11 protein-coding genes and 1 pseudogene are annotated in these 13,666 nt (G+C 42.8%); 1 reads left to right on the forward strand and 11 read right to left on the reverse strand.

Annotated elements, in window-relative coordinates; all coding sequences use genetic code 11:
* Positions 1–28: 28 nt before the first annotated feature.
* The 5 genes from DESOR_RS19900 to DESOR_RS19920 form a co-directional block, all read right to left on the reverse strand.
* A complete protein-coding gene (locus DESOR_RS19900) occupies positions 29–1,162 on the reverse strand; it encodes a glycosyl hydrolase family 18 protein (RefSeq protein ID WP_014186387.1) in 1,134 nt (377 codons plus the stop codon).
* A 23-nt stretch (positions 1,163–1,185) separates the two neighbouring features.
* The gene (locus DESOR_RS19905) at positions 1,186–3,324 is read right to left on the reverse strand and encodes an ATP-binding protein (RefSeq protein ID WP_014186388.1); all 2,139 of its coding nucleotides are present in this window, start codon (positions 3,322–3,324) and stop codon (positions 1,186–1,188) included.
* A 247-nt stretch (positions 3,325–3,571) separates the two neighbouring features.
* Complete coding sequence (locus DESOR_RS19910) at positions 3,572–4,135, reverse strand: DUF2284 domain-containing protein (protein WP_014186389.1); 564 nt, start codon at positions 4,133–4,135, stop codon at positions 3,572–3,574.
* 76 nt (positions 4,136–4,211) lie between these two features.
* Positions 4,212–5,189: a uroporphyrinogen decarboxylase family protein gene (locus DESOR_RS19915; protein ID WP_014186390.1), complete on the reverse strand. Its 978-nt coding sequence runs from the start codon at positions 5,187–5,189 to the stop codon at positions 4,212–4,214.
* Positions 5,190–5,240: 51 nt separating this feature from the next.
* Complete coding sequence (locus DESOR_RS19920; RefSeq protein WP_014186391.1) at positions 5,241–5,873, reverse strand: cobalamin-dependent protein; 633 nt, start codon at positions 5,871–5,873, stop codon at positions 5,241–5,243.
* Positions 5,874–6,098: 225 nt separating this feature from the next.
* Here DESOR_RS19920 and DESOR_RS19925 point away from each other — a divergent pair, with 225 nt between their 5' ends.
* Entirely contained in the window at positions 6,099–7,337 is a 1,239-nt protein-coding gene (locus DESOR_RS19925) for a PucR family transcriptional regulator (RefSeq protein WP_014186392.1), read from the forward strand.
* Between the two features lie 224 nt (positions 7,338–7,561).
* Here DESOR_RS19925 and DESOR_RS19930 read toward each other — a convergent pair whose 3' ends face one another.
* From DESOR_RS19930 to mttB, 6 genes and pseudogenes are all read right to left on the reverse strand, one after another.
* On the reverse strand, positions 7,562–8,365 hold the full coding sequence (locus DESOR_RS19930; RefSeq protein ID WP_014186393.1) for a MerR family transcriptional regulator: 804 nt from the start codon (positions 8,363–8,365) through the stop codon (positions 7,562–7,564).
* A 158-nt stretch (positions 8,366–8,523) separates the two neighbouring features.
* Positions 8,524–9,321 carry a methyltetrahydrofolate cobalamin methyltransferase gene (locus tag DESOR_RS19935; RefSeq protein ID WP_014186394.1) on the reverse strand — a complete coding sequence of 266 codons (798 nt, stop codon included), beginning with the start codon at positions 9,319–9,321 and terminating at the stop codon, positions 8,524–8,526.
* A gap of 28 nt (positions 9,322–9,349) precedes the next feature.
* Positions 9,350–9,985, reverse strand: a complete 636-nt coding sequence (locus tag DESOR_RS19940) for a cobalamin B12-binding domain-containing protein (RefSeq protein ID WP_014186395.1) — start codon at positions 9,983–9,985, stop codon at positions 9,350–9,352.
* A gap of 36 nt (positions 9,986–10,021) precedes the next feature.
* A complete protein-coding gene (locus DESOR_RS19945; protein WP_014186396.1) occupies positions 10,022–11,440 on the reverse strand; it encodes a trimethylamine methyltransferase family protein in 1,419 nt (472 codons plus the stop codon).
* Between the two features lie 44 nt (positions 11,441–11,484).
* Entirely contained in the window at positions 11,485–12,129 is a 645-nt protein-coding gene (locus tag DESOR_RS19950) for a corrinoid protein (protein ID WP_014186397.1), read from the reverse strand.
* A 35-nt stretch (positions 12,130–12,164) separates the two neighbouring features.
* Positions 12,165–13,643 (reverse strand): annotated as a pseudogene (mttB, locus tag DESOR_RS19960) ([trimethylamine--corrinoid protein] Co-methyltransferase).
* Between the last annotated feature and the right edge of the window lie 23 nt (positions 13,644–13,666).

Below are 13,666 nucleotides of genomic sequence, written 5' to 3' on the forward strand. Positions count from 1 at the left end.
AACCTTAGGGGGCTGGATTGCATGGTAACTATTTATGAGCCGAAGGGTAATCTTTAAGAACATCAGACCAGAGAGAAGGATCTTCTATACCCAATTTCCAAATGGCGACTCCATGCAGTTGATTTTTCTTAGCAATCGTTAATTTCGCAGCCAGACTGCGAGTATTCTCTAAATAAATTTCATGGCGTATCCCGGCAGTGGTGAAGGTAAAATGAGGAACTTGCTGAGTTTCATCATAAAGGATGCTTACGTTATTCTTCTTAGCCAATTCCACAGCTTTTGCATAGGTTAAATAGGTTGGCATGGTAGGCTTGTTTGATGCCCAGTTGCTGGCATAAACAGCCAGTCCCATGACAATCTTTTCTTCCGGTATCTTGCCTTTGGCAAAATTGATAACCCTGTTAACCCAACCATAGGATGCTATAGGACCTTGAGTAGTGTCCACCCCATGTTCTTCGTAAGTCATTAAGACCACTTGATCCGCTGCTTTACCAATTGCCGCATAATCAAAGGCTCCAGACCAGAGATCTTTGGGATCATCCTGGTACTTTGCAGCTATGGATACATTAAGAATTTTGTTTTTGGCTTTTAGGGCACTATTCAATTCTGCCAGAAAAGCGGAGTAGTCATTACGATCGTCGGCCGGAATCTTTTCAATATCTATGGCAATGCCATCCCAATGTTCTGTAATCGTGAGAGTTACAAGATTTTTAATAAAATCTGCACGAACATTCTTATTTGCCAAAACCTGATGGGCTAATTGTGAGTCAAAACCTTTCGCACCCAAATTATGGACTAAGGCATAAGCTTTTGCTCCGCCTTTTTGGGCAGCGTCCTTTAGGCTTAAATCCACATTCCCTACAGGCTTAGGATTTCCAGTGCCATCAAATGAGTACCAGAAAAAGGCTACTTCATCAAGGGCTTTAATATTCTTCGTCAATGAATCCTTCGATGCTTTTCCAAAATCCGTGTAAAAGCCCAAAACAACACGCTTTCCCGATCCCAATACATCGTCACGAGATGCTTCTGCTTCCGGAAGCTGTCCCTTTTCATCAGCATGCTGAGGAGAGCTCAACTGGGGTGAATTAACGCCTGAACAACCACTGAGTTCGAGCATTAGAATTATTATGAAGGCAATAATCAAAGTCAGATACCGTTTCATGCTTTATCTCCTTCGTCTTTCAGTTATCTGACGTTTATTGTGCCCTCTTGATTTAGCAATATGTAAGTGCCGTTAGGAATAGGAAAACGCACAAAGAAAGTTGTTCCTCTGGGAGTGCTATGAATATCAATAGTTGCACCGTGACGTTCAACAATGCTGTAACAAATGCTTAGTCCCAGCCCGGTACCATTCTCTTTTGTAGTAAAAAAAGGGGTTCCTAGCCTGTCCATGTATTCCGCTTGGATCCCACTGCCTTCGTCCTGAACAGAAAATACCACATGGTTATCTTCACAGTAGGTACGTAATGTTATAGTTCCGCCTGCCCCCATCGCCTCAATCCCATTGCGGCACAAATTTAGCACTAATTGAGAAATTTCCTCTGTATTCAAGAGAATATCCCGAGTAGGGCCTGGGGCAAACACAATTTTTTTATTCTGGGCATAAGTATCCGCTTCAAGAAGTGGATATAAACGATGCAAAATCTCATTGATATTCTGGTAACAACGCTCTGAGTCTGATTTTTTTGCCAGTGCTAAGTAGTCTGAGATAATCATGTTTGCTCTATCCAGTTCATCAATCATAAGTTTGAATGTAGGCTCTAGTGATTGAAACTCCCTTTTACTTCCCATCAGCTGGAGATATCCTCGTACGGTTGTTAAGGGATTTCGAATCTCGTGAGCGATCCCTGCTGCCATTTGTCCTACTAAATTTAGTCGTTCAAGATGCGTCATTTCTGTTTGTAAGCGCAGTAACTCTTGTTCGGCCTCTTTTCGATCTGTTACATCATATAAAGTTCTTACTACGAGCCTTGAGCCATCGACATCGCGAATCAGCCTCATTGTAACCTCGTAAATCCGATTGTTAAAAAGTAATTCTTCCATTTTATCGAAATGCTCCTTCTGAAATACCTCCTTCAGCCGGCAGTGCTTACAAGGTTCTTTGCCGGCTGCTTCATAGCAAAATTTCCCCTCAGTCACTCCAAAGACTGAACTATAATTACGATTCACAAAGCGCACTTCATAATTTTCTTTCAAGACAATCACTAGGCCGGGAAGACTGTTAATTAAGTCATGCAAACGCAAATTATCTTCTTTAATCGCTTCGTGGGCTTTGCTTAATTGCTTTTGAATCTCTTTGATCTCCGTAATGTTTTGAAAGATAATAACGGTTCCCAATTCATCGCCAAAATCATCCAGTAAGACCGATGAGGAAATGGAGACTGGGATCATCTCATTATTCTTTGAGATAATCTCTGTTTCGGATTTATTGGATATTCCCCGGGTAAATTGTTCCAGGTTATAATGAAAAAGCGACTTTATGGACAAACCCCTGATTTCATTTTTTTCGTATCCTAACAATCGGAGGGCACCGTTATTGGCGTTTAATACTTTCCCGTCTTGGTCGGCAATAATCAACCCATCATTCATTATTTTTAAAACATCTAATACAACACTCTCCGTTGATAAGGTCATCAATTTATATTTGCTTGACGAATACCAAATTCCGCCAATCACTATTAAGATCGAAACCAGTGCGAGTTTCGGCATAGTTTCGATTCCTGATAATGGAAGAACAATATCCGTTATCGAACCAATTGCTAAAGCCGTAATGATTGAATAGGTTAAAACCTTGGCTTGCTTCCTGACCCTTTTCAATTTTGATTTTTTTCCAAATTGCACAATCAACCAAATACTGATTAGGGTGTAGATAATATAATTGATACTATAGAAGTTATCCCAAAATAATCCCTTCCCTTTCGGACTCAAGAATGCCCAGCCATAGGGAACCTGAACAATCTCACAAACAGTAATTTGTTTAATAAAATATAGATAAATTGAGATTATAGCAGGCACAAAAAGAGCAATGTGCTGCCATAATTTCTTCAAGTACTTATCATTTTCCGTGAGATAAATGGATAAATATAAAAACTGGCTGGAAAATGATGACCAAAAAAGTGATGACAAGCGATTATAGAATGCTGCCCTTTCAGCACTTGTTGAACCTGACACTAAAGCATAACAAAAAGCCCAAAGTGAAAGATTTAAGCAAACTGTAAAAAAAATTTTGTTTATTTTACTTTTAGGGTCTTTGGAAAGAATGGTAATGCCCATAAAAATATAAACACTACTGCAAATTAAGTAAACAGTGATTATTACAATCAATGATGTCTCTCCCATCTAAGTAGTATTTATCATCAATTAGAGTTACAGTTCAGTTTCTTAATTAGGCTTCAAGGACACTATATTCCAATTTAGTGGCGAAATTTAGCGAAAAATGATTCTTATAAATAAAAAAATCGTCGCAACGAGAATACGCCTTTCAAACGTCTTTTTAGACGTTTAAAGGCGTATCTTTTTATGCAATATTCTTTACCCGAGTGGTTTACTACAGCAAAATCAAAGAAATTAGCTAGGACAATTTGAGATTAAACAAAATAAGACTGACGCATGATATAGTATTTTTGCCGTTATTATAGGACATACCGTAACTCTTCTCCAAGGCCATGACATCAATCCCATAGGCTTCCACTGAAGATACCGCCTCTTCAGGAAATCGACACTCCTGACTATCCAAAAAGGCACAACGACCACAGTAGGTACAGGGGCCCACGTTCAAAGGAAGAAATTCATCAAAAAACCTGCCACTCTTTATATAGTCCAATACCTTCCTGAGTATTTCGGTATGATTTTTGATGCCTTCCTGCATACCTTCATAATCGAAAGAGTCTTCGAGTGCATAGACTGTCTGAAATAATAATCCCTGTTTGAATTTCAGAGCCTTTTCTTTCAATTCATTAATAGGACCTACCCCAGGCGGACACATCCAATTTTTGTTATAACTTCCACAGGAATTTTGCTCACATTGCTTCCTGAAGTCCTCATCAAATTTAACATCTTCCACTGCGATAATTGCTGATTGATTAACCCCCATAGATTTTAACAAAGACATCAGCTGATGGGTATCCGAGCTCATAAATTCAACTCCTCTGCACAAGGCTTCAGAAGGACACGAATGATGCCTTCGAAAAAAACTCCGAAGGCATTTAGTTTCAGAACATTTTTTTACTCATTTTGTCAATTGCTTCACTGGCGCTATCGTAGACACCGGGGAAGGAACTGAAATTAAGACCTTGAGTAAGATTAGGAATAAAATATAATTTCCCGCAATTTTTACAGGCTCTCTCGACTTCTTGTTCTACATGTTCAGGCGTCCATCCTGGGAAATCCACAACACCACTGTCAATATCCCCCATGAAACTGATTTGTCCCCCATATTTCTTGATCAGTTCAGGGGTGTTATTTGTGGTCATTACACCCTGCCAAATATCGATTCCCATTTCAATCATATACGGAACCAAATTCGCCGCATAAGAATCGCTGTGATGAACGATTAACTCTACGCCATTGGCTTTATAGAAACCATAAATTTTCTTGTAAGCCGGTAAATAGAACTCTTCAAACATCGCCGGTGATATAAAGGACGATTTTTGGCTGCCCCAATCGTCATGATGGAAAAGAGCATCCGGATGGAGACGATCAATAAGTATCTTAGCATAGTTGAGTTCAGCTTCCGTAAGGTAATCTATGAGTTCATGCATGTATTCGGGTTCTTCACAAAGAGCCATTAAAGCATCTTCCATACTCATAAGATGATGACACATTTCAAAGACACCGGGAGCGACGAAAGCTGTAACAAACTGCTCATTGCGATCGATTGAGTTAGCATGGGCTACCGCCGCTGCCCAAGCTTCATCAGAATTATCGATAACAGGTGCTTTAACGTATTTTCTCCACTCGGTAATATCTTTTAATACCTTGTGCTCCTCATCATGCACCGGAAACTGGCCAAGCTGGCCTTCCGGCCATCTGAAAGTAATTCCCCAATCATTTTTAAACTCCGTACCTGGTTCGCACATAAGCTTCACAGGAGATTCCAGAATAATGTCCATAAATTCATATTGATTTACAAAACGATCAGGATTACCGCCTTTGATGGTTTCCAGTAAGTTCTGCCTCTTTGTTAACATTAATTTGCCCTCCTTTTTATTAACCCTTGAAATTAAAGCAATAAGGCAATGTTAAGCGCTTGCCAATTCTTTGGCTTTTACTGCAGCACTTCCAGCATCGGGAGCAAAACCATCTGCCCCTATTTCATCTGCCATTTCCTGAGATACAGGAGCTCCGCCTACAATAACTTTGAATCCTGTTAAACCACTGGCTTTGAGAGCTTGAACAGTTTCCCTCATGGCCAGCAATGTTGTCGTAAGAAGCCCTGATAAAGCCACAACGTTAACATCATTATTCTCTTTGACGGCATTTATAAATTTCTCGGCACCGACATCTACGCCAAGATCAATCATTTTAAATCCGGCACTCTCTATCATCATGGAAACGAGATTTTTACCGATGTCATGCAGGTCCCCTTGAACCGTGCCGATAACGCAAGTTCCTAGAGAGGATGCAGCATTCCCAGTGAGAAGAGGTTTAAGAACTTCCACACCCTTAGACATAGCTTTAGCAGCCATCAGCATTTCCGGCACGAACACTTCCCCAGCCGAAAACTTGTCACCAATAATCCCCATGGAATCTATCATAGACTGAAGAATATCTGCCGCTGAGCTCCCTTCATCAAGTGCCTCCTGCACCAGACCCGGAATGAGTTTAGCTTTTCCCGCTTCTACCATAGCTTTTACATCTTCAATCTTTGCCATTTTCAATTCCTCCTTGTGATTATAAATGCTGACTTTGATTAATTAGATTAAGCCAAGATTTGATGTTAAAATACAAGTAGCTGACAATAAATCCCCTTTCTTGTCAGAATAGGTTCGTATATGAGAATATTCGATTTATTTAAAAATCTACCTTTGGGCAAATCTACAAAATAGATGTTTTTAAATGTGTATTATGCACACTGCCGGAGACAAGGAGGTCTTCTTATGGACAATAATCCTCTGCTTTCTCAAATATCTTTAAAACTAGTAAAGATCCTCAGCAAGGAATCAGGACTGCAAGCCCTCGTCGATCTTGGCTATGAAACTCTGGGCAACCCTTTTACAATTACCGACTACAGTGTAAAGCTGTTGGCCACAACGGGTGAATCTAAAGTGACGGATGATCCCGTCTGGAATGAGCTCAAAACCAATAATAACTTTGTTTTTCAAACCTATTCTTATTATGTGAGGAATAGTCTATATAACGAAATAGCCAGAAATGAAACCCCTTTCTTCTGGTCAGATCCTTACTGCAAGTACCCCAGACTCATCGGTAAGATCCGTATCAACAACAGAGATATTGCCACTATGGTTGTGTGTGCCCATAATCAGGGCTTTAAAGAAAGCGATAAAGAATTAGTCTCCTTGTTTTGCGATGCCTTTTCAATTGAACTGCAAAAATCGAATAATATCGATTTTTCCCAGGGACTGATGTATCAAAGCTTCTTGTATGATTTGCTTGATGGGATTTTGGAAGACGAACAATTAATTATGGAAAGAATGAAAATTCTAGGTTTAAAGTTTCAACGTAAGCTATTCGTATTAACCATTAATATTCAAAATTTTGATAAGTCAAGGTCTACTCTTCCCTACATGAGAGATGAAATCGAGAAAAAACTAAATCATTCCAAAGCCATAGTTTATAAACAAACTATTGTAATACTCGCGAGCTGTGAGAACGAACGATATTTTCTAAACATCGAATTAAAATCATTAAAAGAGTTTATCCGGGCAAATAACCTCCAGGCAGGGATCAGCCGCCCGTTCTGGAAATTAACCGAGGTAAAAGACTATTATCTTGAGTCTGTCGAAGCCATAGCCTTAGGAAATCTCCTTCATAGTGAGAAACAGCTTTATAACTATGAGGATTTTTTAATATTTGATTTAATCAATTACTACGGTGAAAGGTCTAAACGCTTAATTCACTCTTCTTTGTTAAGGCTTATTGACTATGATAATGAGAACGGAACAGATTATGCCCGCAGCTTATATACTTACCTCCTCAATTTTAAAAATATTAAAGAATCGGCCAATAGCTTGAATATCCACCGCAATACTATGTTCCATAGAATTGAAAAAATAGAAAACCTTTTAAATGTAGACTTAAATAATGGTGATGTATTGTTTCAGCTCTATCTGTCCTATAAAATTTTGGAGTTTCTTAAAATAACGTTGCCTTACTGATTTTTGTTCAGATCCGTAATATTTAAAAAAGATCCCGGCAAATCATCGGCCGGGATCTTTCTATAACCATCCATTCTCAATCAGCAAATAGGTCCCCATCCTTACTATATTCCAGGATTTCTACCATCAGCCGGTTCAGTATTAAGACAACATCTTTTCTTGAAGTATTTGTCTGTGCAAGACCGTAAACCAAATAATCCGTGCCACTGGTTTTGGCAGACCATCTAAAAACTCAAAAACTTCCAACGATCCTCCTCATTTTGGACAATAGGAATTTGTACTTCCGTGATATAGCGACTGCTGTCCCGTTCAACAAATTGGTCAATAATATTAAAGTTAATGGTCATATCAACAAGATCTAAATCCCCGCCTGCCGCACGAATACGCAATTCACTATCATAGATATGTTCATACGCCCCCTGATGATAACCGCAGAGAAAACGTCCGGCGGGTATGAATGGAAATTGCAGAGAATCCGTCATTTCTTGCTGCAAGATGGTGTTTTCTCCATCATCAAACAGATAGGCACCAAAATATTTGGAATCATTTTTATAAAAAACCACCGTGGGATTTAAGTAGAACCAATCATCCCCATAGAGCAGTTCTTCCCCGCCAATTGGGAAGTAGTGCCTTTCCGGAAATTCTTTAATGGAGACACTCTCAACGTCCACTTTCGGCAATTCCTGTTTAATAAAATTAATTTTCTGCTGAATCGCTCTATCCGTATTAAGGAGATTTTCTGCCTTTTTCCTTAGAATAATTGACTGCTTTTCAAACTGTTCTAATGTTGTTTCGATATCCCGTGATTCTAAATAGGAATCGCCAATTTCTTTAAGGGAATAGCCCAGCCGGCTTAAATAACGTATGGTTGCCAGTTTATAAATTTGGTCAAACCGATATCTGCGATAACCGTTACTCGGATTTCGTTCTGTCGGAACCAACAAACCGATGGAATCATAATAGATAAGGGTCTGCACGTTCAAATGAAATAAAGCACTTATTTCTCCAATGCTAAGGGTTTCTTTCATATAAGGTCTCTTCCCTCCCTCTTGATAAGGTCATTATAACCAGCAAGATCTGAACAGGCAATCCTCTGATTTTTTGACCCTCTCAAGACAGGCAAAACTTTAATAAGCATAGAGGGCTGGTTGCAAAATGAGTTTGCAACCAGCCCTCTAACGTTCTTCTACATCTCGAATTGTTTATTGCGATAAGCCTTAAGATATCTGCCGCAATAATCGTCTCGACCAATCAGTGTCTCTGCCGTAATCAGGCTTGCCATCATCATTTTATCCAAGGGATTGATTATTAGACCATCCAGCCCTTTCGTAATCGCCATAATGGCAAAGGCGTGATTCATGAATTTTCGCTCCGGCAGGCCATAGGATATATTAGACAGGCCGCACATGGTATGAACTCCTTTGAATTGCGTCATAATGGCCTCAACAGAATTGATAAATTCCGCAGCAAAGGTACTGTTCACAGAGATTGGTTGAACCAAGGGATCTACATAGATATTATCAAGAGACACATTGTTTTGGACCAGCCCATTGATGAGCTTATCGGCAATCTTCAGCCGATCATTCATAGTTTCGGGCATTCCTTCATCACTCATGCATAAGGCTACAACTTTTAAGTCTGTACCCGCAACGACAGGAATCAAGGCATCATAACGTTCTTTCTCCAGGGATATGGAATTGATCATAGCAATACCCTTATGAACGGATAAGGCGGCCTCAATCGCCTTGGGGTCGGGACTATCGAGACAGCAGGGCGCACCCACTACCTCCTGAACGGCTTTGACAAGCCATTGCAGGTAGTCTATCTCCTTACCGACAAAGATCCCCGCGTTAACATCTATATAATTTGCCCCCGCCGCGAACTCATCCCTGGCCACCTTTTGAATATATTCGATATCCTGGGCTTTAATGGCCTCGCCAATGACTTTGCGGCTGGCATTAATCAGTTCTCCGACAATGATCACTTGATTTCCTCCTCATGTAAGGTTTAATTTACAGCGCCAGAAGCTGCCTGCAAAGCTCTACCGCCGAGCCGGCATCCGGGGCATAACCGTCCGCTCCAATCATGTTTGCGTACTCCTGGGAAACCGGCGCTCCCCCGACAATGACCTTAACCTTGTCTCTTAAACCCTTTTCCGTTAAAAGATCAATGACATCTTTCATCATCGGCATGGTTGTGGTTAAAAGTGCCGACAAGGCAATGATATCCGGTTTATGCTCAGCACTGGCGGCAATAAAGTCGTCACTGGAGATATCCACTCCCATATTTATCACTTCAAAGCCGCCACTTTCCATCAACATGCTGACCAGGTTTTTGCCGATGTCATGAAGATCTCCTTTTACCGTCCCAATCAGAATCCTGCCATTGCTTTTTTGATCCCCGGCAGCAATTAAGGGTTTCAGAATCTCCAGCCCGCCGGTCATACTCTTGGCGGACATGAGCACTTCCGGCACAAACATATCCCCAGCCTTAAAGCGAACTCCTACTACATCCATTCCGGCAATTAAACCCTCGTTTACGATCTCCAACGGACTATTTCCTGCTGCGATAAGATTGGAAACCAGCTCCCTAACCTTATCCCTCTGGCCTGAAATAACACTTTGGGCAAGTTCCGCATAAATTGCCATTCCCTGTTTCCTCCTTGTAAACTTTAACCTTCCTATTTACATCAAGGCTTCTTTCGCATCAGCAATTATTTTTGTGAATTCTTTTTCAACTTCGCTGCTTAGAGGTGCCGGTTGATGTGTCGTTATTAAGTTCTTAGCCCTTTCTTTAGCTATATCTTCAACTTTCTGGCTCTTAACCGCCCATTGTTCGAAGGTTTGTCTCTGACTAATAGTCGGTACCCAGAGTTCCCCGGCACGCAGATATTTTCTGGTGTGGGGATGGCCGAGGAAATTATCGTTGTTCTCAATTATCTCCGCGATAACATCCACTGCCAAATTGTCGTCGTTAACTTCAAACTCTTTGATGGTTCTTTGCACCACGGAAGAGATCTCATTATCCATGACCAGCATGGTGTAACACTCTACTAAGGCATTATCCAGAGAACCTGCCGAGCCAATGATATCACTGCCGGCCAGCGCCTCCATTAAAGCGTTATAAAGATGTTCATACCCGCTCTGCATATCGGCAATCTTTGAACTTCCGCAATATCCGCCGGGAGCAACGGGAATCTGATAATAACGTCCCAATTGATTCAGCCCTGCAGACATCATACCCATTTCCGGCATGGCCCATAAACCAAGGCCCGTCCTCATATCCATAAATGTAGCCCGTGAGGACATGGTTAAAGGACAGCCCGGTTTGTAAAGCTGGGCCGCAATCACGCCCGCCAGGATTTCGGCATTGTGCATAGCCACAAGGCCATTCATACTCATGGGGCCGGTAGCTCCCATTTGCGGGCAAGGCTCCACGCCTAAAGGCAGGCCAGCCTCAACTACATCCAAAAGGGCTTCCGCCGGATCGAAGCCATAGCCCAACGGACTAACCGGCGAAACGGGCAAAGTGGCCAAGGGTTTTTCCCTCAGGGCCTTTTCGCTGCCTGCCGCCGCCACCAGCAGTTCGATAATAAATTTCAACTCCCGGGAAGATTCCACGCAAATACTCAGAGGTTTGGAAGTACTGCGCAGACAGGTAGCCGTCTCAACCGTGAGAATGATTTCCTGAGGCACATCCCTGGGAAAAAGAGGGGAAATAATATGGACATTGTCCAGGGCATCCGCCAAGCGGGTGATATCCTCTAAATCCTTGAGCAAGGCATCCCTGCGCTCCCCGCTCTCGATATCAATCACCGACGGTGCTCCGACCAAGGTCTGGCAGTATGCTTTTTTGCTGCCGATTTCCAACTGATGCAGGTCATTTCTGCCATAGAGATTGAAAACAGCCGGTACTGACTTCATTCCTTTGTCAATAACATCCTGAGTGAAAAGAATCCTCTTACCCTTTTCAAGGCAGCCGTGATCTAAAAGCAAGGTCCGGAATCGCTCTGAACTTGTGCTGATTCCCACTTTTTTCAAGAGATCAAGGCTTGCTTCATGTACCTGTAAAAGTTGCGCTTCTGAATAGTATTCGAATTTCATCTTTTCTCCCTCCATTTTCTCTTAACTACCAGTCAATTCCCCAACTACGCTCCCAGAAGCCGTTTGGCAACTTCAACAGCTACCGAAGCATCTTCGGCATAGCCATCGGCTCCAATAGTATCAGCCCAATTCTGGTTGATAGGTGCTCCGCCTATCATCACCTTAACCTTGTCTCTGAGACCTTCTTCCTGCAGAAGTTCAATAATCTCTTTCTGCCGCCCGACAGTGGTTGTTAAAAGGGCGGAAATTCCAATAATATCAGGCTTGAATTCCAGGGTTTGCTCGATAAACTTTTTAGCCGGAACGTCAATCCCTATGTCGCGCACTTCAAATCCTGCTGTCTTTAACATCATGATGACAATATTTTTACCGATTTCGTGCAAATCGCCTTCCACGGTTCCCATTAACACCCGGCCTAAAAACTCCCTTTTTTGACCGGCCATTAAGGGCTCAATTACTTTGATTCCCGCATCCATGGCCTTGGCACCCAACAATAAGTCCGGCAAAAAGTAGGTTCCATTGGCAAACAAGGCGCCTACAGCCTGAATTCCTTTAGTCAGGCCCTCATTAATCACCACGAGGGGTTCGATCCCGGCGGCAATTGCTTTTTTTGTCCACTCCGGTACTTGGGCTGCGTCGCCTTCACGAACACCTTCAATAATTTTCTGCAAAATCTCGTCATTAGCCATGCTAATCCCTCCGCTTTCTTTTTGGGGCGTCACAATTATTCTTCCGCTACCCCGTATTCTTTTTCCGCTTCCTTTACGATATCTCGAATGGTCTGCATCACACTATCAGCCAAGGGCAGAGGCTTATGATTGTTTAAAATAAAATTAGCTTCAGCATAGGCCCGGTCCGTCAAATTTGTCTCTCCCTCAAGCACCCAAGTTTCCCGCATGGACCGATCAAACAATTTGGTTTGGGACTGCTCCTTCTTAAAATGATCAAAGGTATGCTGATGACTGACGAACTCGCCGCCGGGACCAATCTCCTTGATTATATCCACAGCCATGTTCTCATCAGATACGTTAAATCCACTCAGGACTTTCCTGATCATCTTAAATATTTCGTTGTCCATGACAAACTGAGCAAAGTCAAAGGTCATTCCCATGTCCAGCATGCCCGCTCCATAGATCAGATTCGCGCCGCCCTGGGCAGCGAGGAGACCTGTCAGAGTTTTTTCATGAGCAGCTTGAGCATCGGGTATTTTACTGTCTGCCTATCCGCCGGCAACAAAACTGGGTAAATTGTAATACTGAGCCATCCTAGCTACCGCCGCGCTGATCATCCCCAGCTCAGGGGAGCCAACGGGCGCCGTAGTGTGCCTCATATCCATGATCGTCGTTGAACACCCGTAAATGCAGGGCGCTCCTTTGCAGGCCAACTGGCTGAGAATGACGGTACTCAATACTTCTGCGTTATGGGTAACCAGGGTTCCTTCCAGGGTCACCGGCGAAGTGGCACCCGCCAGAGCCATAGAGATGATATTGACCGGAATTCCTGCCCGCGCCGCTTCAATCACCACGTCCGTACATTCGGGAATCAACTTGAGCAGACTGGTGGGGCAGACATTAAAGCTGATCAAGGGTCTTTCCCTCAACTGATCCCGGCCGCCTGCCACCGCTGCCGCCATGGCAATCAATTTCCGCGCATTGCTTACCCCATCTGCCCCGATAAAAAAGTGTTTGCTTGTATTGGGGAAGATGGCTTCCGCATTATGCAGGGCTTGTACGGGGCCCGGGAAATCCTGGGCCACTACCGCCCGATAGCTGATATCCATTTCCGAAAGGTAATCACTCATCTTTGCAGCATTAGCCACATCTTGCTTATTGCTGCGGCGATATTGTCTGGTAACCGGGTCAATAACATTGACCCCTTCACCAAAGTTGACAAATCCCACCCGGTTGCTTTCTAAAATATAGTCTTTCTTGGGATCCCTGGCCGCGAGGAGAATAGTGCTGGGTGCTGAGCGGACTGCCTCCTCAACAATATAGGGAGGGATTTTCACGATATTGGACTTAGCATCCATCGTGGCCCCTGCCGAGCAGAAGATTTCCTGAGCTTCCTTGCTATCCACCCGCACGCCTACATGCTGTAACACATCGAGAGTCGAGCAATGAATAGCGTAAAGCTCATCCCCTGAAAAAACATTGACTCCCAAGCTGCCCGATCTGGTATAGCTGGCATGAGCATTTCTGGACATTTTCTAACCTCCGTTCCGATTCT

The organism is Desulfosporosinus orientis DSM 765, assembly GCF_000235605.1.
GTDB classification, from domain to species: Bacteria; Bacillota; Desulfitobacteriia; order Desulfitobacteriales; family Desulfitobacteriaceae; genus Desulfosporosinus; species Desulfosporosinus orientis.